Source organism: Micromonospora sp. NPDC023814, assembly GCF_040639595.1.
Lineage (GTDB): Bacteria > Actinomycetota > Actinomycetes > Mycobacteriales > Micromonosporaceae > Micromonospora.
The window spans coordinates 35,154-54,688 of the sequence record NZ_JBFAAF010000017.1 but is presented as its reverse complement, the minus strand read 5'-3'; the positions used below and the strand labels follow the sequence as shown (position 1 = coordinate 54,688).

The following is a 19,535-nucleotide window of genomic DNA, read 5'->3' as shown; positions in this document are numbered from 1 at the left end:
AGGGTGCCCGCCCGACCACGCTCAGTCGCGGGCGTAGCGGAGCATGAGGACGCCGTCGGCGGCGGCCAGCACGTGCCGCAGCGGCAGGTGGCGCACCTCGCTGGCGTCCCCGGCGGTGATCCGCCCCGGGCCCGCCCCGGCGAGCAGCGGGGCGACGGTGAGGCAGACCTCGTCCACCAGGTCGGCGGCGGTGAGCGCGCCGAACAGCCGCGGCCCGCCCTCGCAGAGCACCTGGTCGAAGCCGCGGCGGCGCAGCTCGGCCAGGCCCGCGGCGAGGTCCACCCGGTCGTCGCCGCAGCGCACCACGTCGGCGACGTCGGTCAGGCCGGGCGGCGCCGCCGCGTCGGACCGGGTGAGCACGACGGGCCGCGCCGGCGCGTCGGCGAACGCGGCCTGCGCCGGGTCGAGGTCGAGCGAGCCGGAGACGACGACCAGGGTCGGGTACTCGGGCAGGCCGTGCTCCCGGCGCCACGCCCGGCGCCGCTCGTCGAGCCGGACCGCGCGGTAGCCCTCGTGCCGCAGGGTGCCGGCGGCCACGACGAGGGCGTCGCAGAGCATCCGCAGCAGGCCGAAGACGCGCTTGTCCGGCTCGCCGGAGAGCCCGGCGGAGTAACCGTCGACGGCGACCGCGCCGTCGACGCTCGTCACGAAGTTCACCCGCAGGTGGGGGCGGTCCGCGCGCCCGTAGCGGGCCGTGAGCGCGGCGTCGTCCAGCGGCTGCGCCGACGGGTCGGGCCAGAGCGCCGAAATCGGGATTCCGACGCTCATTCGCCGGCCGGACCGGTGACCGGAGGGGTGGGTCGGGGGGTACGGTGCTGGCAGTCGCACCAGTTCCGCCCCGGACAGTCGTCGTGCCGCCTCGCCCGGCACGCTCGGCAGATCATGCTCGCAGCCTATGCCGAGGAAGGATGGGACAGCATGCCGCGTCAGATCTTCCAGCTGAAGATTTCCCTGGCCGGGGTCCGGCCGTCCGTCTGGCGCCGGGTGCTCGTCCCGGGCGGCTACACGCTGGACCGGGTGCACCGGGTGGTGCAGCACGGCATGGGCTGGCGGGACTGCCACCTGCACTCGTTCGAGATCGAGGGCCGGCAGTACGGCGAGCCCGACGCCGACGGCGAGCTGGCCCTGCGCGACGAGCTGGACGTCCGGCTCGACGCGGTGGTCGGCAAGGGCAGCCGGTTCCACTACACCTACGACTTCGGCGACTGGTGGGAGCACGACCTGGTGGTGGAGGACGCCTTCACCGCCGACCCCGACGAGCGCTACCCGTCCTGTCTGGACGGGGAGCGGGCATGCCCGCCGGAGGACGTGGGTGGGCCGGTCGGCTACCAGGCCCTGCTGGCGGCGGTGGCCGACCCGGGCCACCCCGAGCACCGGTCGATGCGGGACTGGGTGGGCGAGCACTTCGACCCGGCCGCCTTCGACGCCGGCCGGGTCGCCACCCTGCTGCGCCGCTTCTGCTGAACGCCGCCGCCGGCCGGCTCCGAGTCGCGGGGCGACGGCCGCGGTAACGATCTGGGAACGCTCCCATTCGTTCGTTGACACCCCCCACGGCCCCCGACATGCTCGTGGCAGCGCCGCAGGCCCCTGGGTTCCCGTCGTCCTCCCGCGACACTGCGCGGGATCATGGAAGGTGCCGTCACGTCGTGAGCAATCCCGCCACCCCGCCCGCCGTCGGCGTCCTCGACGACCGCCCGCCGCTGATCTTCCCGCCCGGCTTCCTCTGGGGCGCGGCGACCGCCGCGTACCAGATCGAGGGCGCGGCGGCCGAGGGCGGCCGGACCCCGTCGATCTGGGACACCTTCAGCCACACCCCCGGCCGGGTGGTCGCCGGGCACACCGGCGACGTGGCCTGCGACCACTACCACCGCCTCGGCGCCGACGTCGCGCTGATGGCGGAGCTGGGGCTGAAGTCGTACCGGTTCTCGGTCTCCTGGCCCCGGGTCCAGCCCGGCGGCGCCGGCCCGGCCAACGCCGAGGGGCTCGACTTCTACTCGCGGCTCGTCGACGAGCTGCTGGCGCACGGGATCGAGCCCTGGCTCACCCTCTACCACTGGGACCTGCCGCAGCCGCTGGAGGACGCGGGCGGCTGGCCGGCCCGGGACACCGCAGCCCGGTTCGCCGACTACACCACGCTGGTCGCCGACGCGCTCGGCGACCGGGTGCGCTACTGGACCACGCTGAACGAGCCGTGGTGCTCCGCGTTCCTCGGCTACGGCTCCGGCGTGCACGCGCCGGGCCGCTCCGACGGGGCCGACGCCGTCCGGGCCGGGCACCACCTGATGCTCGGCCACGGCCTCGCCGTGCAGGCGCTGCGCGCGGCCCGGCCGGCCGCCGAGGTCGGGGTGACGGTCAACCTCTACCCGGTCACCCCGGCCAGCGACGCGTCCGCCGACGTCGACGCCGCGCGGCGCATCGACGGGCTGGCCAACCGGTTCTTCCTCGACCCGCTGCTGCGCGGGTCGTACCCGGCGGACCTGACGGCCGACCTCGCCCGGGTCACCGACTTCGGGCACGTACGCGAGGGCGACCTGGCGACCATCGCCACCCCGCTGGACCTGGTCGGCGTCAACTACTACAGCCGCCACGTCGTCGCCGCCCCGATGGCGGGCGCCGAGCCGGAGCCGTACTGGCGGGCGCCGTCCTGCTGGCCAGGCAGTGAGGATGTCCGCTTCGTCACCCGGGGCGTCCCGGTCACCGACATGGACTGGGAGATCGACGCCCCGGGCCTCGTGGAGACGCTGCGCCGGGTCCACGAGGAGTACACGGACCTCCCGCTCTACGTCACCGAGAACGGCTCCGCCTTCGTCGACGCGGTGGTCGACGGGCGGGTCGACGACGTCGACCGGGTGGCGTACTTCGACGCCCACCTGCGCGCCGCGCACGAGGCGATCGGGGCCGGCGTTCCTCTGCGCGGCTACTTCGCCTGGTCGCTGATGGATAATTTCGAGTGGGCCTGGGGCTACACCAAGCGATTCGGGATGGTCTACGTCGACTACGACAGCCAGGCCCGGATCCCCAAGTCCAGCGCCAGGTGGTACGCCGAGGTGATCCGACGCAACGGTCTGGCCGCACAATAGGCGAGGGCCAGCCATCAACGGGCGGCCCCGGCAACCACCCGCCCGGGGTGTGGCCGGGGCCGGCCCGCCGTCGGAGGAGCAGACGATGACAACGCAGCGCACCCGGTCGCTCGGGCGCCCGACCCTCGACGCCGTCGCCGCCCGCGCCGGCGTCGGCCGCGGGACGGTCTCCCGGGTGGTCAACGGCTCACCGCAGGTGAGCCCCGAGGCGCGCGCCGCGGTGCAGCAGGCCATCGCCGAGCTGGGGTACGTGCCGAACCGCGCCGCCCGCGCCCTGGTCACCCAGCGCACCGACTCCATCGCCCTGGTCGTCTCCGAGTCCGGCGACCGGGTCTTCACCGAGCCGTTCTTCGCCGGCATCGTCCGGGGCGTCAGCTCGGGGCTGCTGGAGACCCGGCTGCAGCTCTGGCTCGCCATGGTGCAGTCGCCGATCGAGCGGGAGCGGGTCGAGCACCACCTGACCAACCAGCACGTCGACGGGGTCCTGCTGCTGTCGCTGCACGACTCCGACCCGCTGCCCACCCTGCTGGAGGAGCGCGGCCTGCCCACTGTGCTGGGCGGGCGGCCGGCCCGGATGCTCGTGCCCGGCGCGCAGCCCGGGTACTACGTCGACGTGGACAACGTCGGCGGCGCCCGCCAGGCGGTGGAACACCTGGCCGGCCGGGGGCGGCGGCGCATCGCCACCATCGCCGGCCCACAGGACATGGGCGCCGGCCTGGCCCGCCTGACCGGCTACAAGGAGGCGGTCCAGGCCGCCGGGGGCGGGGTCGACCCCGACCTGATCGCGTACGGGGACTTCAGCGAGGACAGCGGGGCGACCGGGATGCGGCGGCTGCTGGAGGTCTGCCCCGACCTCGACGCCGTCTTCGTCGCCTCCGACCTGATGGCGTTCGGCGCGCTGCGGGCGCTGCGCGAGGCGGGCCGGCGGGTGCCGGAGGACGTGGCGGTGGTCGGCTTCGACGACGCCCCGATCGCCCGGCAGTCCGACCCGCCGCTGACCACGGTCTTCCAGCCGGTGGAGGAGATGGGCCGGCAGATGGCCCGCCTGCTGGTCTCCCGCATCCGCGGCGAGAAGCTCCCGTCCCCCCACCTCCTCCTGGACACCAAACTAATCAACCGCGCCACCTCCTGACCCCCGCTCCCCACCCCCCCCGCCCCGCGATCTTGCACTTACTGCCCGGGCATTGCAGACATTGATCGCAAAACAAGGGCCGAAAGTGCAAGATCGACGCTGGAAACGGTGCGTGGGATGGGGCCCGCGCGGGAGTGCGGGGGCGGGGGCGGCGGCGGGGCGGGGTGGGGGCGCGGTGGGGTTTGTCAGGTGGAGGGAGGGGACCAGCGGCGGAGTTCGCGCTTGGCGAGGCTGGCGCGGTGCACCTCGTCCGGGCCGTCGGCCAGGCGCAGGGTGCGGGCCTGGGCCCAGAGAGCGGCCAGCGGGGTGTCCTGGCTGACGCCGGCGGCGCCGTACGCCTGGATGGCCTTGTCGATCACCCACTCGGCCATCGCCGGCGTGGCGATCTTGATGGCCTGGATCTCGGTGTGCGCGCCCTTGTTTCCCACGGTGTCCATCAGCCAGGCGGTCTTGAGCACCAGCAGGCGGGCCTGCTCGATGCGCACCCGGGACTCGGCGATCCACTCGCGCACGACGCCCTGCTCGGCGAGGGGCCGGCCGAACGCGACCCGCTCGGTGACCCGCCGGCAGAGCAGCTCGAGGGCCCGCTCCGCCATGCCGACCAGCCGCATGCAGTGGTGGATCCGGCCGGGGCCGAGCCGGGCCTGGGCGATCGCGAAGCCGGAGCCCTCCGCCCCGACCAGGTTCTCCGCCGGCACCCGGACGTCGGTGAAGTCGATCTCGGCGTGCCCGCCGTGCGGGGCGTCGCTGTAGCCGAACACCGTCATGCCCCGGCGGACCGAGACGCCGGGGGTGTCCCGCGGCACCAGGATCATGCTCTGCTGGCGGTGCCGGTCGGCCCCCGGGTCGGTCTTGCCCATCACGACGAAGATCTCGCAGGCCGGGTCCATCGCCCCCGACGACCACCACTTGCGCCCGTTGACCACGTAGTGGTCGCCGTCCCGGGTGATCCGGGTGGCGATGTTGGTCGCGTCCGAGGAGGCGACCTCCGGCTCGGTCATGCAGAACGCCGAACGGATCTCGCCCTCCAGCAGGGGCCGCAGCCAGCGCTCCTGCTGCTCCGGCGAGCCGAACTCGGCGAGCAGTTCCATGTTGCCCGTGTCCGGCGCGGCGCAGTTGACCGCCTCCGGCGCGAGGTGTGGGCTGCGCCCGGTCAGCTCGGCCAGCGGGGCGTACTGGAGGTTGGTCAGCCCGGCGCCGTGGCGCGGGTCGGGGAGGAAGAGGTTCCACAGGCCGCGCCTGCGCGCCTCGGCCTTCAGCTCCGCCAGCACCGGCGGCCGCGCCCACGGATCACCGGCGGCGGCGACCTGCGCGGCGTGCACCGGCTCGGCGGGACAGACGTGTTGCTCCAGGAACTCGGTCAGCTCGGCCCGCAGCGCTTCCGTGCGGGCGTCGTACGCGAAGTCCATCACCGCTCCCCGGCGGCGGTCAGCCCGTGCTCGACCAGCGGTGCCACCATGTCGCCGATCCGGTCGAAGCCCTCGCCGAGCGTCTGCCCGAGCGTGTGCCGGTAGTGGATGCCCTCGCAGATCACCGCGAGCTTGAAGCAGCCGAGCGCGACGTGCCAGTGCAGCGGCCCGACGTCGACGTCGCCGAGCCCGGCGTACCGCTCGATCAGCTCCGACCCGGTGGGGAAGCCGGCGCGCGGGCCGAGCCCGTCGGCGACCGGGTTGCCGGCGGCCGAGTCGCTGCCGCCGAGCACGTCCCAGTAGGTCAACAGCAGCCCGAGGTCGGCCAGCGGGTCGCCGAGGGTGGCCATCTCCCAGTCGAGCACCGCCCGGACGGCCACCGGGTCGACGGTGGCGAGGAGGTTGTCCAGCCGGTAGTCGCCGTGCACGATCCGGCCCGCGTCGGCGCCCTCCGGCGCGGTGGCGGCGAGCCGGTCGCGCAGCTCCTCGATGCCGGGCAGCGGCCGGCTGCGGGAGCGGTCGAGCTGGCCGGACCAGCGGCGGACCTGCCGGGCGAGGTAGCCCTCCGGCCGGCCGAAGTCGCCCAGCCCCACCGACGCCGGCTCGACGGCGTGCAGGGCGGCGAGGGTGTCCATCATCGCCATCGCCAGCTCCCGCCGCTGGCCGGCGGTGAGCGGGTCCGTCTGGGCGCGGGTGCGGAACACCTCGCCGCGCACCCGCTCCATCAGGTAGAAGGGCGCGCCGATCACCTCGGGGTCCGCGCACAGCAGCAGCGCCCGCGGCACCGGCACGTCGGTCGGCGCCAGCGCGGAGATCACCCGGTGCTCCCGGGCCATGTCGTGCGCGGTGGCCAGCACGTGCCCGAGCGGCGGGCGGCGCAGCACGACCTCCTGCCCGCCGGCGTGCAGCAGGTAGGTCAGGTTGGACTTGCCGCCGGCGATCAGCCGGGCCCGCAGCGGACCGTCGGCCAGCTCGGGCCGGTGCTGCGCCAGGTAGCCGGCGAGCCGGTCGAGATCCAACCCCCGGGGCGAGGTGGCGGGGGCGGGGCCGTTTCCCGGCCCGTACGCGTCGACGGCCGGCTCGGTCATCCGACTAGTTGATGGCAGCTCCGCCAGGTTGTCAAGGTCGGATTTGACCCTCGGGACATGCCGCTGCAACAGGGGCGAAACGGCCACGGGTCAGGCTGGTGCCCAGCCTGCCGGCCAGCGGTGCCGGCCCGCCGAGCGGAGGGTTCAGACATGTTGCTGCGAGTTCGGGTCACCCTGCCGGACCGTCCGGGCACGCTCGGTCAGGTGGCGCGCACCATGGGCGTGTCCGGTGCGGACATCGTCCAGGTGGTCGTCCTGGAGCGGCTCGGCGGTCGGGCGGTGGACGACTTCACCGTGGTCTGGCCGGGCGCGGCGCGGGTGGAGCGGCTGCTGGCCGGCCTGGCCGCGATCCCCGGGGTCCGGGTGGACGGGGTGTGGCGGGCGATCGGCGCGCCCACCACCACCGGGCAGGACGCCGAACTGCTGGCCCAGGTCGCGGCGAACCCCGCCGAGGGGGTGGCCACCCTGGTCGACGCCGTGCCCGGGCTGCTCGCCGCCGACTGGGCCGTGGCCGCGGTGGTGCCCGTGGACTGGGCCGCGCGGACCGGCACCACGGGGGAGGCGACCGTCGCCTACGCGAGCTGGCGCGCACCCGTACCGACACGGCTGCCCGAGGTGACCCCGCTGCGCGCCCGGGCGATGACCGCGCCCGACGGTGAACACTTCGCGGTCGCGCCGTTCGGCCGGGCCGGCCTGGTGCTGGTGGTGGCCCGCGAGCGCACCGGGACGCCGGCCGCGGCGGCGTTCCACGCCACCGAGGTGGACCGGCTGGCGCAGCTCGTCCGGGCCGGCGCGGTGATCCTCGGCGACCGGCTCGACCTGGTCGGAGCTCCGCCGGCGGCGGCGAACCCCTGAGCCCGGCCCGCCCGCCGGTCACTGTGGCGCAGGTCGCGGCGGCCGATCCGGGCCGTCACCCCGGGGCAACCGGCCCGCAACAGCCAGCGGCGAGGGTCGTACGGGGAAAGGGAGGCAACCATGACGTTGTGGCGGATCCGGGCGACCGTGGACGACCGGCCCGGCTACCTGTCCGTGCTCACGGCCAGCCTGGCGTTGCGCGGGGTCAACATCCTCGCCGTGCAGGTGCACACCACCGAGCGGGGCGCGGTCGACGACTTCCTGGTCGACGCGCCGGACGCGCTCGGCGAGGCCGACCTCGTCGCCGCCGTGGAGCGGGGGCGGGGCCGGGACTGCTGGGTCGCGCGCAGCGAGGCGCGCGGGCTGGCCGACCAGCCCACCCGGGTGCTCGGCCTGGCCAACCGCCTCGTGCGGGACCCGGACGCGGCCGGGGACGCGCTGCGCACCCTGCTCGGCGCGGACATGGTCAGCTGGCGGCCCGCGCCGGCCGGCGCCGGTGCCGGGATCACCGGCACCACCATGCTGCTGGCCGACCCGGGCGGCGGCGCGTTCACCCTGCGCCGCGTCGCCCCGGACTTCACCCCGGCCGAGTACGCCCGGGCGCAGGCCCTGCTGGAGCTGTCGGCCACGGCCGCACGTCGGGCCGCCGAGCAGGTCACCCTGGTGCTGCCCGACGGGACCGAGGCGGCCGTACGCCCGGCGGGTGCCGACGACCTGGCGGGCGTGGTCGAGCTGCACGAGGGGTGCTCGGCGCGCAGCCGGTACCGCCGCTACCTGGGCGGCGCGGTGGTGCCCTCGGCGGCCCGGCTGCGCCGGCTGCTGGAGCCGGCCCGGGGCCTGACCCTGCTCGCCACGGCCGGCGGCGACGCCGGGCCGACGGAGACGGTGCTGGCGATGGCGAACCTGCTCGCCGAGGGCGACGAGGCGGAGGTGGCGCTGCTGGTCCGGGACGACTGGCAGCGGCGGGGGCTCGGTTCGGCCCTGCTGCGCAGGCTGGTCCGGCACGCCGATCAGGCCGGGTACGCGGCCCTGGTGCTGCACGTCCACGCGGAGAACGCCCCGATGCTGCGCACCCTGCGGAGACTCGGCCGGCCCACGCCGACCGAGCGCGACGGTGCCCTGCTCACCCTCACCGTCCCGCTCGCCGCCGGCGCCGCCGTGGAGGGAAGGGCACCGTGTTGACGCCTCCGGTACGGGAAGGCCCCCTGCCAGGCGTCGGCAGGGGACCTTCCGCGCGCCTCAGGTCGTGGGGTAGCTGCTGTAGTCGGGGAAGTTGCCGTAGAGGCGACCGCCGCCGCCCTGGGTGACCGCCTGCACCAGCAGGTCGCCGCCCACGAAGGCGCCCTTCCAGGACGCGCCCCGGCCGCCGAACGGCTCCTCCCGGTCGCCCCGGGAACGCGGCTTGTTGATGCCCACCTTGAACGCCTGGAGGTCGACCGCCAGCTTCCCGGCCAGCTCCTCGTCGTCGCAGGCCAGCGAGGCGACCAGCGCGCCGTTGGAGGCGTTCATCGCGGCCAGCAGCTCGTCGGTGGTGTCCACCACCACGATGGTGTCGACCGGGCCGAACGGCTCGGCGTGCATCAGCCGGGACCGGCCGGGCGGGGCCAGCAGCACCGACGGCGCCACGTACGCGGAGGTGTCCTGCCCGTCCAGGAACGGCGCGCCGGCGAGCTTGCCCCGGTGCAGCGGCACCGCGCCGCCGCGTACCGCCTCGTCGACCTTGCGGCGCAGCTCGTCGGCCTTGGCGGCGCTGATCAGCGGGCCGAAGTCCAGCTCGGGCAGCGGGTCCCCGGCGGCCCAGTCGTCGCCGACGGCGAGCGGGTGTCCGAACCGGACCGAGCGCACCACCGGAAGGTACATGTCGAGGAACTCGTCGACGAGGTCCCGCTGGACCACGAAGCGCGGGTACGCGGTGCAGCGCTGCTTGCCGTACTCGAAGCCCTTCTTGAGGTGCCCGGCGAGCAGGTCCCACTGCGAGAAGTTCCAGATGCCCCAGGCGTTGAGGCCCTCCTGCTCGATGAAGTGCCGCTTGTCGGAGTCGAGTAGCGCCGCGGCCACCTTGCCGCCGTTGGAGCGGCCGCCGACGAACGCCACCGCGCCGACCTCCGGGGCCCGGACGAGCACCTCGGAGAGTTCCTCGCCGCCGCCGGAGACCAGGGTGGCGGGCAGCCCGGCCCGGTGCATCAGGGCGTGCGCGACGGTGAGGCAGACCGCGCCGCCCTGCGACGGGGTCTTGGCGATCACCGCGTTGCCGGCGAGCAGCTGCACCAGCTCGGCGTGCACGAGCACGCTCATCGGGTAGTTCCACGACGCGATGTTGCTGACCGGCCCGGGCAGCGGCTCCCGGCCGTCGGCGAGCATCCGGTCGATCTCGCCGACGTACCAGCGGACGCCGTCCAGCGCCCGGTCCACGTCGGCGCAGGCCAGCCGCCACGGCTTGCCGATCTCCCAGACCAGCAGCAGGGCGAGCAGGTCGCGGTGGGCGGTGAGGGCGTCCAGCGCGTCGGTGACCCGGGCCTTGCGCTCGGCGAGCGGGGTGTCGGCCCAGACGCGGTGCGCGGCGGCGGCGTGCGCGACCGCGGCGCGGGCGGTCTCCGCGTCGAGGCGGGGCAGGTTGACCAGCACGGTGTTGTCGACCGGCGTGCGGACCGGGCTGGGCGTGCCCACCGCGTGCCAGTCGCCGCGCACGAGGTTGTGCAGCGTGGTGACGCCGTCGACCGGGGCGCCGAACGCCTCCGGCGCGGCGGCCACCGCGCGGGCGAGGGTGTCGGACCAGGCGGTGCCGTCGGCAAGTCGTAGAGCCATCGCGATCTCCTCAGGGTGTGGCCGGGGGAGCGGCGGCGTCGATGGCACCGCTGGTGTCGCGTACTGTCGCGCGCCGGAAAGCGGCGCGGCAACCGTACGTTCGTATGCCGGAACGCCCGGCCCGCGCCCGGCCGGCCGCGGCGCGACCTCCCGGCCACGATCCCCGGCCCTGAGCTGGTCGTACGCGGGCAGGACATGCATAGGCTTGGATGATGTGATGCACGTCCGGGTGGCGTCGACCGGCTCGCCCGTCAGTGCGCTCAAGCGGCTCCGGCGGATCGACGCGCCAGCCGCCAGGTCGGGAAATGGCGCCGGCCGAGGGGCCGCCGATTGGCGCCGCCGACGGGCGGAACGGCGGCCGGCCGGCCCGGGACGAGACCGGAAGCAGCCCCACGGGAGGCGCCGGGTGCGACGGCTGGGGGTGGAAACGGCGACCGGCCGCCGGACGAGGTGTCCGGCGGCCGGTCGGGCTCAGGTGGGATCAGCTGGTGAAGGTGACGTTGTCGCGCCGGCGGCGCAGCATCAGCAGCGCGCCGCCACCGATCAGGACGAGGCCGCCCAGCGCGATGCTGGTCGTCGCCACGCCGGTCAGCGGCAGGCCGCCCTCGTTCTCGTCGTCGCCACCACCGCTGCCGCCCGTGCTCTCCGACGGCGTGACCGACGTCGACGGCGAGACCGACTCCGACGGCGAGACGGACCCGCTCGGGGAGGTGGACTCCGACGGGGACACCGACGTCGAGGGCGACACCGAGGTGGACGGCGACGGGGAGGCCGACGCCGACGGGCTGGGGGTCGGCGACTGCGTCGGGGCGGTCCCGGCGCAGGTGTGGCTCAGGTTGAACCGGTCGGCCTCGCCGCTGATCGTGGCGGTGCCGTCGACCAGGGTCCACCCGGCCGGCGTGAACACGTAGGCGTGGATGACCCGGCCGCCCGCGGAGTAGAGGTAGTCGGGGTAGGCGTCGGAGGCGTCCGGCACCTTCACGGTCACCGGGCCGGTGCCGTTGTCGAAGGTCAGGGTGATGCTCTCGAAGCTCCCGGACTTCCCGCCGCCGGGAAGCACGAAGTGCCACCCGTCCTGGCCGGCCGCGAGGTCGTCGAAGCGCTCGTCGTCGCACTCCTGCTGGAAGGCGGCTGCCGTCGAGCCCTGGTGGGCCGGGTGGAGCGGGGCCGTGCTGCTGGCCCAGGCGGGGGTGGCGAGAGCGAGAAGGGCCGTAGCGGCGGCTGTGGAAACGGCAGCGCGCGCCACGCGCCGACGGTGTGCCATGAGGACTCCTCTGGAGTTGATCGAGGGGACAGCACATGATCGCACAATGCGTGACGGTCGTGGACATCGGTCGATCGGCCTGAGCAGCGGCGACGCGGCAAGATTGAGCGACCCGGCGTCGGAATTTCTCACCCTTCGCAGGCGTGTCGATGTAACGCGATAGGCCCCGACGACGCTCCGTCCCGGCGCCCGCGCTGGGACCGGTTCATCCTGGCCAGTCGTCACGGCACCCACACCGGCCCGGGCCCCGGCCCGCCGGGCTCTCACACGACACCCACACCGCCACGGACCCCAGCCCTCCGGGCTCTCACGGCACCCCACCGTCCTGATGCTCACCGGTCGCGCGGATCTTGGACAGTACCCGTTCGCGAGGTGCGGGAACTGTCCAAGATTTACTTCGCGGGTCGCCAGCCGGCGGCGATGAGGGCCCGGCGGACGGAGTCGGCGACCTCGTCGGGGCGGGCGCGGACCAGCCACGCCGGGAAGCGGAGGATGCGGTCCCCGGAGGTCCAGACGTCGTTCTGGCGCTTCATGTCGGCCGCCCAGTGCCGGACGTCCATGTGGTGGGCCCCGTCGATCTCCACGTGCAGCCCCCACTCCCGCCAGTACGCGTCGAGCCAACGGGTGCGCCCGGCGGCGTCGGCGCGCCGCTGCTGGAGGCCGGGCGCGGGCAGGCCGTGGCGGCGGCAGAGCCGGACGAAGTCGAGCTCCGAGAGCGCCTCCGCACCGCCGGAGATGTCGGCTACGGTCTGCCGGATCAACGCCCGCCGACGGGCTCGGGGTAGCGCCTCCACCACGGCCGACAACTCTTCCGGCGTGACCCGTCGCTGCTGACAGCCCGCCGCCAGCGTCGCCTGCGCCTGATCGACCGTACGGGCCCAGCCGGCGGCGTCCACCAGTGCCCGGGCGGTGCAGGTCCGCGGCGGACGGGCGCGCTGGAGATGCGCCGCCGGCAGCACCGACGTGCGGTGCACGACGACCGCCGGCATGTCGATCGGCAGCCGGCCCAGCACCGTGCGGCCCGCCCGCCGGTGCGCCGGCACGAGCACGTGCAGAGGATCCCGCCGCAGTCCGCGTACGCCCGCCTCGGCGGCAGCCGTCGCGCCGGCCAGCACGGCCCCGGGACCCGTGGCGAGCACGGCCACCCACAACTGCTGGTCCCGGGTCAGCCGGCCGTTGCCGGTGAGCAGGACGCCCCGGCAGATCGAGCGCCAGCGCCCGGAGCGGACGTGTCCGCGTACGGTGCCCTCGGTCAGCAGCCGGGTCGCCTGGGCGGTGGTGACGACGCCGGCCTGGTCGAACGCCAGCCAGTCGAGCGCGTCGGCCTCGTCGGAGGGAAGGATGGGCCACATCCGTCCCACCATCGCCGCCCGCCCGGCCCCGCGCCGCCGGATCCCCGACCGTCCGGCCCGCGGATCCTGGACAGCTTCCGTTTCCCGAGGACGGTAACTGTCCAGGATTCGGGGCATCCCCTCCACGTGGAGTTGCTGACGGTGGGGCACGGGGCGGCGGACCGGGCGCGGCTGGGCGAGCTGCTCGCCGGCGCCGGGATTGCCCTCGTCGTGGACGTGCGGCGGTTCCCCGCGAGCCGCACCAACCCCGACGTCCGCCGTGAGGAGCTGGCACGCTGGCTGCCGGCGGCCGGGATCGACTACCGCTGGGAGCAGCGCCTCGGCGGGCGGCGGCACACGCCGGCCGGCATCGCCGAGCCGGACAGCTGGTGGACCGTCGCCGCCTTCCGGGCGTACGCGGCGTACACCCGTACCGCCGACTTCCGGGCGGCGCTGGACGCGGTGCTCGCCGGCGCGGCGGCCCGGACCACGGCGGTCATGTGCAGCGAGAGCGTCTGGTGGCGCTGCCACCGACGACTGGTCGCCGACGTGGCCGCGCTGGGGCGCGGCGTGCCGGTGGTCCACCTGATGCCCGACGGGCGGCTCGCCCCGCACCGGCCCGCCGCCGGCGCCCGCCGGCTGGACGGCGGCGACCTCGTCTGGGACGGCTGAGAAAATGTCCCACCGGACCCACCCGTCGGGGCGTCGCCGCGCGTGGTCCCCGTCGGGAGGTGGGGTGTGGACCCTGAGGAGTCGTTCCGCGCGTACGTGTCGGGGCGCATCGCGGCGCTGTCCCGCGCGGCGTGGCTGCTGACCGGCGACCGCCACCAGGCCGAGGACCTCGTCCAGCTCACCCTGGTGCGGGTCGCCCGGCACTGGGAGCGGATCAGCGCGGCCGGCGATCCCGACCCGTACGTGCGGCGCACCATGTACAGCCAGCACGTGTCGCTGTGGCGGCGCCGGTGGCGGGGCGTGGACCTGCGGGCCGAGCCGCCGGAGCGGGCCCTGCCGGACGGCAGCGCCGACGTCGCCCGCGCCCTGGTGGTGCGGGCGGCGCTGGCCCGGCTGGCGCCCCGGCAGCGGGCCGTGCTGGTGCTGCGCTTCTACGAGGACCTCACCGAGGTGGAGACGGCCCAGACGCTCGGCTGCTCGGTCTCCACCGTCAAGAGCCAGACCCGGGACGCGCTGGCGCGGCTGCGTACGCAGGCTCCCGAACTGGCCGAGCTGGTCGGCGCGACGGCGGGGGAGGCGTGATGGGCGAGGAGCTGCGGAACGTGCTGCGGGATCTGGGCGAGCGGATGCCACCGGTCCGGCTGGGCGACGACCCGTGGACGGCGGGACGGCGGCTGCGGCGGCGGGCGCGGCGGCGGGCCGCCGTGGCGTCGCTGGTGGTGGTGCTGGCCTGCGCCCTCGGCGTGCCGGTGACGCTCGGCGCCGTCGAGCAGCGGTCGATGACGGGCGCCGTGCCCGCCGCCGTGCCGCACCGGATCGGGCTGCCGTACATGTGGCAGGCGACCGTCGAGCAGGATCCGCCCGGCCGAGCGTCGCTGCTGTTCAGCGGCGGCGACCACCTCGGCCTCCGTGGCATCGACCCGATCGACCACGAGGGCAAGGTGGCGGTGCTCGGCATGGGTGGGAAGTACCGCATGATGCTCTACGGCGAGGCCGAGCGCAGCGCCGGGATCGACGTGCTGCTCTCTCCGGACAGCCGGTACGTCGCGGACGGTTCCGCCGACGGGTGGGTCCACGTCACCGACCTCACCACCGGCGACCGGCGGTCCTTCGCCGGCGGGGCGGACAGCACCTGCTGCACCACGCCGGTCGCCTGGGCCCCGGGCGGCGACGCCCTGCTCGTGCTGTCCCACGCCGACGCCGACGCGGACGGCGACGGGGTGTACCCCAGCCGGTTGCTCCTGCTGGACCTGGCCACCGGCGCCAGCCGTCGGGTGGGGGGCGACCTCGGCGACCGGTGGGGCCTACGCACCGGGTCGCTGGCCGCGTTCTCCCCGGACGGCACCCGGATCGCCGTCGCCGCCGGCGGCGAGCTGACCATGCTGGACCGCGCCGGCACGGTCGCCTGGTCCCGCGAGCTGGGGCCGGACGAACGGCTCGCCGGGGTCGGCGCGTTCACCCCCGACGGCTCGGCGGTCGCCGTCTTCCGTCTCGACGGCTGCCGGAGCGGGTGCGACGCCGACCAGCGGGCCGCCCGCACGTGGCGGACCGGCTACGTCGACGCGGCGACCGGCGGGGACGGCACCGGCCCCGCCCTGCCCCCGGCCGAGGGGCAGGCCCTGCGCGCGCTGGGCTGGCGCAACGGCCGCGCCCTGGTCGCGCTCAGGTACGTCCCGAAGCCCGGCGTGATCATGGGGGAGAGCAACGAGTGGGACGACACCGGCTACTGGGAGACCGGCCACGTCCAGCTGGTGTCGCTGCGCCCCGACGGGCGCGTCCAGGTGCTGCTCGACCCGCCCGACGGCGTGCGGGCGATGGACGTGGCGCGCCACCTGATGGAGGCCGGCCGGTTCGGCGCCTCGCCCCCCGACCCGCGTGCGTTCCCGGCCCGGCCGCTCGTCCTGCTGCCGGCCGTGCCGGTGCTGCTGATGGTCGGCGGGGTCGCCGGGGCGGTGCTGTGGTGGCGCTGGCGCCGGCGCCGGCGCCGGGCGGTCAGTCGGTGAGCTCGTCGGCGAGCAGGTCCATCAGCAGCCCGTCGTGCCAGCGGCCGTCCTCGCCGCGCTCGTAGCGGCGCAGCACGCCCACGGGACGGAAGCCGACCTTGGCGTAGCTGCGCACGGCCGGGGTGTTGGCCGCCGCCGGGTCGATGGTGAACCGGTGGTGCCCGTGCGCCTCGACCAGGTGCCGGACCAGGGTGCGGATCGCGTCCGGCCCGAGCCCCCGGCCGTGCACCGACGGGTCGAGGAAGACGTCCAGGCTGGCGTGCCGGTAGTCCGGGTCGTCCTCGGCGTACCACTGGATGGCGCCGACCACCCGGTCGTCGTGCTCGATCGCGTACACCGACAGGTCGTCGTCGGCCAGGTCGGCCCGCACGGCCGCAGCGAGGTCGTCGCCGCCGCGCCACCAGCGCCGGACCTGCGGGGTGGCGCGGATCGCGGCGAGCGCCGGCACGTCGGCCGCGGTGGCCGGACGCAGCGTGACCGCCTTGCCCCGCAGCATCCCCCTCAGCCCCGGATCTCGCCGTGCTCGACGCAGACCGCCGCCCAGCCGACCGGCAGCACCTGCACCTTCATCCGGCGGCGGCAGCGCGCGCAGTACCGCGGCGGCTCCAGCTCGCGCGCCGCCCGGCAGGCCGCGTGGGCACCGGCGCCGGCCGGCTCGCCGCACCGGTCGCACCACGGGTCGGCGGCCACCCCGCCGCCCGCCGCCGGCACCCCGTCGCTCGTCGTCACCGGGGCGCTCACCGCGTCGCTCGTCGTCACCGGGCGCTCACAGCGTCGCGGAGAGCGCCTTGACCGGCATCTTCAGGTCGTCGAGCAGCTCGAGATCCGCGGTCGCCGGCCGGCCCAGGGTGGTCAGGTAGTTGCCGACGATCACCGCGTTGATGCCGCCCAGCAGGCCGTCGCGCGTGCCCAGGTCACCGAGGGTGATCTCGCGGCCGCCCGCGTACCGCAGGATGGTGCGCGGCATCGCGAGCCGGAAGGCGGCGATGGCGCGCAGGGCGTCCTTGCCCTCCACCACCGGCCGGTCGCCGAGCGGGGTGCCGGGCCGGGGGTTGAGGAAGTTCAGCGGGACCTCGTGCGGGTCCAGCTCGGCGAGCTGCGCGGCGAACTCGGCCCGCTGCTCCACCGTCTCGCCGAGGCCGAGGATGCCGCCGCAGCAGACCTCCATGCCGGACTCGCGGACCATCCGCAGCGTCTCCCAGCGCTCCTCCCACGAGTGCGTGGTGACCACGTTCGGGAAGTAGGAGCGGCAGGTCTCCAGGTTGTGGTTGTAGCGGTGCACGCCCATGTCGACCAGCTCGTCGACCTGCTCCTGGCTGAGCATGCCCAGGGACGCGGCCACCTGGATGTCGACCTCGGCCTTGATCGCGGCGACGCCCTCGCGCATCTGCTTCATCAGTCGGGCGTCCGGGCCGCGCACGGCGGCCACGATGCAGAACTCCGTCGCCCCGGTCGCGGCCGTCTGCCTGGCCGCCTCGACCAGCGACGGGATGTCCAGCCAGACCGAGCGCACCGGCGAGGTGAACAGGCCGGACTGCGAGCAGAAGTGGCAGTCCTCCGGGCAGCCGCCGGTCTTCAGCGAGACGATCCCCTCGACCTCCACCTCGGGGCCGCACCAGCGCATCCGCACCTCGTGGGCGAGCTGGAGCGCGGCGGGCAGGTGTTCGTCGGGCAGGTTCAGCACGGCGAGGACGCCGGCCTCGTCGAGACCGACGCCGTTCTCCAGCACCTGGGTTCGGGCCTGGTCGAGGATCTCTGGCATGGCTCGTACCCTACAAGGCCGCCCGGCCGGGAAGAACGGCCAGCGTGTCGGGCCGGCGGCGCCGGGGTGGACGCGCCGGGCCAGGTCCGGCGGGTGGTAATTTCGCCCGGCGGAAGCAGCCGACGACGAGCGGCACGGGCGGCGTGGGGGTGACGGTGGCGGACTGGCTGGCGGCGCTCGACCGCCGCGCCGAGCTGCGCGCGAAGGCGGGGCTGACGCGCACGCTGCTGCCCCGGGCCGCCGGCGACGCCGCGGTCGACCTGGCCGGCAACGACTACCTCGGCCTGGCCACCCACCCCGAGGTCACCGCCGCGGCGGCGCGGGCGCTGTCCGCGTACGGGCTGGGGGCCACCGGGTCGCGGCTGGTGCGTGGCTCCACCGACGCCCACCACGCGCTCGAGGACGCCCTCGCCGACTGGCTCGGCACCGACCGGGCGCTGGTCTTCTCGTCCGGCTACCTGGCCAACCTCGGGGCGGTCCGGGCGCTCGTGCGGCCGCGTACGCTCCTGGTCTCCGACGCCCACAACCACGCGTCGCTGATCGACGGCTGCCGGATCTCCGGCGCGGAGACCGTGGTGACGCCGCACGCCGACGTGGCGGCGGTGGCCGCCGCGCTCGCCGCCGCGCCGGGCCGGCCGGCGGTGGTCGTCACCGAGTCGGTCTTCTCCGTCGACGGCGACCTCGCCCCGCTGGCCCGGCTGCACGCCGTCGCCCGGGAGCACGGCGCGATACTGCTCGTCGACGACGCGCACGCCCTCGGGGTGACCGGCCCGGCGGGCGCCGGGGGCGTCGCCGCCGCCGGTCTCGCCGGCCAGCCCGACGTGGTGGTCACCGCGACCCTGTCCAAGGCGCTCGGCGGCGCGGGCGGTGTGGTCGCCGGGCCGGCCGCGCTCGTCCGGCACGTGGTCGAGACCGGGCGGACGTTCATCTTCGACACCGCGCTGCCTCCGGCAGTCGCCGCCGGCGTCCACACCGCCGTCGGGTTGGCCCGCGACGGTGACGGCCTGCGCGCGGAGTTGGCCGAGCGGGCCGCCCTCGCGGTGCGCCGGCTGACCGCCGCCGGCCTGGCCGTCTCCGACCCCGACGGCGCGGTCGTCTCGGTCACCGCACCGGGGCCCGAGGCGGCGACCGCGTGGGCGGCCGACTGCCGCGACCGGGGGGTGGCCGTCGGCTGCTTCCGCCCCCCGTCCACCCCGGACAGCCGGTCCCGGCTGCGGCTCACCATCAGCGCGGCGGTGCCCCGGCGGGACTTCGAGCGGGCCCTGGAGGTCATCGTGGAGTGTGCACCGTGAGCGCGAGGAGTGAGCCGGTGTTGCGAGCCCCGCAGTCGCGAACTGAGGTGGCAGCGTGAGCGCGAGGAGTGAGCCGGTGTTGCGAGCCTCGCAGTCGCGAACTGAGGTGGCACAGTGACCAAGCCGTGGCGGGGGCCGGTGCTGGTGACCGGCACCGACACCGAGGTCGGCAAGACCGTGGTGACCGCCGCGATCGCGGCCGCGGCGCAGGCCGCCGGCCTGCGCGTCGCGGTGGTCAAGCCCGGCCAGACGGGTACGGCCACCGGCGAGCCCGGCGACGTCGACTCCGTCACCCGGCTGGCCGCCCCGCTGACCGGCCGCACCCTGGCCAGCTTCCCGGACCCGCTCGCCCCGCTGGCCGCGGCCCGGGTCGCCGAGCTGGAGCCACTGGAGCTCTACACCGCCGTCGACGCCGTCCGCGAGGAGGCCGAGAAGCACGACCTGGTGCTGGTGGAGGGCGCCGGCGGGCTGCTCGTACCGATGGGGCTGCGGCCGTCGGGGGCGCCCTGGACGGTGGCCGACCTGGCGGTCTCGCTGGGCTCCCCGGCCGTGGTGGTGGCCCGGGCCGGGCTCGGCACCCTGAACCACACCGCGCTCACCCTGGAGGCACTGGAACGCCGGGCGGTGCCGGCCGGCGTGGTGATCGGCGCGTGGCCGGCCGACCCGGAGCTGGTGCACTGGGCCAACCTCACCGAGCTGGTGCCGCACCTGCTGGGCGCCCTGCCGGCGGGTGCCGGCGCGATGGACCCGGGGGTGTTCCGGCGGTCCGCGCCCGGCTGGCTCACCCCGGCGCTCTACGGGGTGCTCGACGACTGGCGTGCCTGGGCCGACGAGATATGAGC

19 protein-coding genes are annotated in these 19,535 nt (G+C 75.5%); 10 read left to right on the top strand and 9 right to left on the bottom strand.

Going from position 1 to position 19,535, the window contains the following annotated elements; all coding sequences use genetic code 11:
* Window positions 1-21: 21 nt before the first annotated feature.
* Window positions 22-768, bottom strand: a complete 747-nt coding sequence (locus AB0G14_RS12210) for a pyrimidine reductase family protein (RefSeq protein ID WP_357696467.1) — start codon at window positions 766-768, stop codon at window positions 22-24.
* 150 nt (window positions 769-918) lie between these two features.
* On the opposite strand from AB0G14_RS12210, the gene AB0G14_RS12205 reads away from it, so the two are divergent.
* The 3 genes from AB0G14_RS12205 (at window position 919) to AB0G14_RS12195 (ending at window position 4,212) form a co-directional block, all read left to right on the top strand.
* Window positions 919-1,464: a plasmid pRiA4b ORF-3 family protein gene (locus AB0G14_RS12205; protein WP_357696465.1), complete on the top strand. Its 546-nt coding sequence runs from the start codon at window positions 919-921 to the stop codon at window positions 1,462-1,464.
* 182 nt (window positions 1,465-1,646) lie between these two features.
* Complete coding sequence (locus AB0G14_RS12200; protein WP_357696463.1) at window positions 1,647-3,080, top strand: GH1 family beta-glucosidase; 1,434 nt, start codon at window positions 1,647-1,649, stop codon at window positions 3,078-3,080.
* Window positions 3,081-3,165: 85 nt separating this feature from the next.
* The gene (locus AB0G14_RS12195) at window positions 3,166-4,212 is read left to right on the top strand and encodes a LacI family DNA-binding transcriptional regulator (RefSeq protein WP_357696461.1); all 1,047 of its coding nucleotides are present in this window, start codon (window positions 3,166-3,168) and stop codon (window positions 4,210-4,212) included.
* A 185-nt stretch (window positions 4,213-4,397) separates the two neighbouring features.
* Here the strand turns inward: AB0G14_RS12195 and AB0G14_RS12190 are convergent, their stop codons facing one another.
* Window positions 4,398-5,621 carry an acyl-CoA dehydrogenase family protein gene (locus tag AB0G14_RS12190; RefSeq protein ID WP_357696459.1) on the bottom strand — a complete coding sequence of 408 codons (1,224 nt, stop codon included), beginning with the start codon at window positions 5,619-5,621 and terminating at the stop codon, window positions 4,398-4,400.
* Window positions 5,621-6,709, bottom strand: coding sequence for a phosphotransferase family protein (locus AB0G14_RS12185; protein WP_357696457.1), 1,089 nt, complete (start codon window positions 6,707-6,709; stop codon window positions 5,621-5,623). Before AB0G14_RS12185 ends, AB0G14_RS12190 begins: the two co-directional genes overlap by 1 nt.
* A 150-nt stretch (window positions 6,710-6,859) precedes the next feature.
* On the opposite strand from AB0G14_RS12185, the gene AB0G14_RS12180 reads away from it, so the two are divergent.
* Window positions 6,860-7,564 (top strand): amino acid-binding protein, encoded by a 705-nt coding sequence (locus AB0G14_RS12180; RefSeq protein WP_357696455.1) that lies wholly within the window; start codon window positions 6,860-6,862, stop codon window positions 7,562-7,564.
* Window positions 7,565-7,684: 120 nt separating this feature from the next.
* Window positions 7,685-8,746, top strand: a complete 1,062-nt coding sequence (locus AB0G14_RS12175) for a GNAT family N-acetyltransferase (protein WP_357696453.1) — start codon at window positions 7,685-7,687, stop codon at window positions 8,744-8,746.
* A gap of 57 nt (window positions 8,747-8,803) precedes the next feature.
* Here the strand turns inward: AB0G14_RS12175 and AB0G14_RS12170 are convergent, their stop codons facing one another.
* The 3 genes from AB0G14_RS12170 to AB0G14_RS12160 all read right to left on the bottom strand — a co-directional run bounded on the left by AB0G14_RS12170 (window position 8,804) and on the right by AB0G14_RS12160 (window position 12,985).
* Window positions 8,804-10,369, bottom strand: a complete 1,566-nt coding sequence (locus AB0G14_RS12170; RefSeq protein ID WP_357696451.1) for an aldehyde dehydrogenase family protein — start codon at window positions 10,367-10,369, stop codon at window positions 8,804-8,806.
* Between the two features lie 481 nt (window positions 10,370-10,850).
* The gene (locus AB0G14_RS12165; protein WP_357696449.1) at window positions 10,851-11,615 is read right to left on the bottom strand and encodes an LPXTG cell wall anchor domain-containing protein; all 765 of its coding nucleotides are present in this window, start codon (window positions 11,613-11,615) and stop codon (window positions 10,851-10,853) included.
* Between the two features lie 410 nt (window positions 11,616-12,025).
* Window positions 12,026-12,985, bottom strand: coding sequence for a hypothetical protein (locus AB0G14_RS12160; protein ID WP_357696447.1), 960 nt, complete (start codon window positions 12,983-12,985; stop codon window positions 12,026-12,028).
* Window positions 12,986-13,111: 126 nt separating this feature from the next.
* Between AB0G14_RS12160 and AB0G14_RS12155 the strand changes: the two genes are divergently transcribed.
* From AB0G14_RS12155 to AB0G14_RS12145, 3 genes are all read left to right on the top strand, one after another.
* Window positions 13,112-13,636 (top strand): DUF488 domain-containing protein, encoded by a 525-nt coding sequence (locus AB0G14_RS12155; protein ID WP_357696445.1) that lies wholly within the window; start codon window positions 13,112-13,114, stop codon window positions 13,634-13,636.
* Between the two features lie 66 nt (window positions 13,637-13,702).
* Window positions 13,703-14,218 carry a SigE family RNA polymerase sigma factor gene (locus tag AB0G14_RS12150; RefSeq protein WP_357696443.1) on the top strand — a complete coding sequence of 172 codons (516 nt, stop codon included), beginning with the start codon at window positions 13,703-13,705 and terminating at the stop codon, window positions 14,216-14,218.
* Entirely contained in the window at window positions 14,218-15,639 is a 1,422-nt protein-coding gene (locus AB0G14_RS12145; protein WP_357696441.1) for a WD40 repeat domain-containing protein, read from the top strand. The genes AB0G14_RS12150 and AB0G14_RS12145 overlap by 1 nt, the downstream gene beginning before the upstream one ends.
* Here the strand turns inward: AB0G14_RS12145 and AB0G14_RS12140 are convergent.
* Genes AB0G14_RS12140 through bioB form a run of 3 tightly spaced genes read right to left on the bottom strand, consistent with a single transcriptional unit; the run spans window position 15,629 to window position 17,401 of the window.
* Complete coding sequence (locus tag AB0G14_RS12140; protein ID WP_357696439.1) at window positions 15,629-16,135, bottom strand: GNAT family protein; 507 nt, start codon at window positions 16,133-16,135, stop codon at window positions 15,629-15,631. The two genes, AB0G14_RS12145 and AB0G14_RS12140, sit on opposite strands and share 11 nt — an antisense overlap.
* Before the next feature lie 5 nt (window positions 16,136-16,140).
* Window positions 16,141-16,368: a hypothetical protein gene (locus tag AB0G14_RS12135; protein WP_357696580.1), complete on the bottom strand. Its 228-nt coding sequence runs from the start codon at window positions 16,366-16,368 to the stop codon at window positions 16,141-16,143.
* Window positions 16,369-16,405: 37 nt separating this feature from the next.
* Window positions 16,406-17,401, bottom strand: a complete 996-nt coding sequence (gene bioB / locus AB0G14_RS12130; RefSeq protein WP_350711677.1) for a biotin synthase BioB — start codon at window positions 17,399-17,401, stop codon at window positions 16,406-16,408.
* A gap of 155 nt (window positions 17,402-17,556) precedes the next feature.
* Here bioB and AB0G14_RS12125 point away from each other — a divergent pair, with 155 nt between their 5' ends.
* Together AB0G14_RS12125 and bioD are read left to right on the top strand one after the other, a co-directional pair.
* Window positions 17,557-18,693, top strand: a complete 1,137-nt coding sequence (locus AB0G14_RS12125; protein WP_357696436.1) for an 8-amino-7-oxononanoate synthase — start codon at window positions 17,557-17,559, stop codon at window positions 18,691-18,693.
* A gap of 138 nt (window positions 18,694-18,831) precedes the next feature.
* Entirely contained in the window at window positions 18,832-19,533 is a 702-nt protein-coding gene (gene bioD, locus AB0G14_RS12120) for a dethiobiotin synthase (protein ID WP_357696578.1), read from the top strand.
* The last annotated feature ends 2 nt before the right edge of the window (window positions 19,534-19,535 follow it).

Coding starts and splice junctions, on each gene's coding strand:
- AB0G14_RS12210 (WP_357696467.1), bottom strand. CDS start 768: ATGAGCGTCGGAATCCCGATTTCGGCGCTCTGGCCCGACCCGTCGGCG.
- AB0G14_RS12205 (WP_357696465.1), top strand. CDS start 919: ATGCCGCGTCAGATCTTCCAGCTGAAGATTTCCCTGGCCGGGGTCCGG.
- AB0G14_RS12195 (WP_357696461.1), top strand. CDS start 3,166: ATGACAACGCAGCGCACCCGGTCGCTCGGGCGCCCGACCCTCGACGCC.
- AB0G14_RS12190 (WP_357696459.1), bottom strand. CDS start 5,621: ATGGACTTCGCGTACGACGCCCGCACGGAAGCGCTGCGGGCCGAGCTG.
- AB0G14_RS12185 (WP_357696457.1), bottom strand. CDS start 6,709: ATGACCGAGCCGGCCGTCGACGCGTACGGGCCGGGAAACGGCCCCGCC.
- AB0G14_RS12180 (WP_357696455.1), top strand. CDS start 6,860: ATGTTGCTGCGAGTTCGGGTCACCCTGCCGGACCGTCCGGGCACGCTC.
- AB0G14_RS12175 (WP_357696453.1), top strand. CDS start 7,685: ATGACGTTGTGGCGGATCCGGGCGACCGTGGACGACCGGCCCGGCTAC.
- AB0G14_RS12170 (WP_357696451.1), bottom strand. CDS start 10,369: ATGGCTCTACGACTTGCCGACGGCACCGCCTGGTCCGACACCCTCGCC.
- AB0G14_RS12160 (WP_357696447.1), bottom strand. CDS start 12,985: ATGTGGCCCATCCTTCCCTCCGACGAGGCCGACGCGCTCGACTGGCTG.
- AB0G14_RS12145 (WP_357696441.1), top strand. CDS start 14,218: ATGGGCGAGGAGCTGCGGAACGTGCTGCGGGATCTGGGCGAGCGGATG.
- AB0G14_RS12140 (WP_357696439.1), bottom strand. CDS start 16,135: ATGCTGCGGGGCAAGGCGGTCACGCTGCGTCCGGCCACCGCGGCCGAC.
- bioB (WP_350711677.1), bottom strand. CDS start 17,401: ATGCCAGAGATCCTCGACCAGGCCCGAACCCAGGTGCTGGAGAACGGC.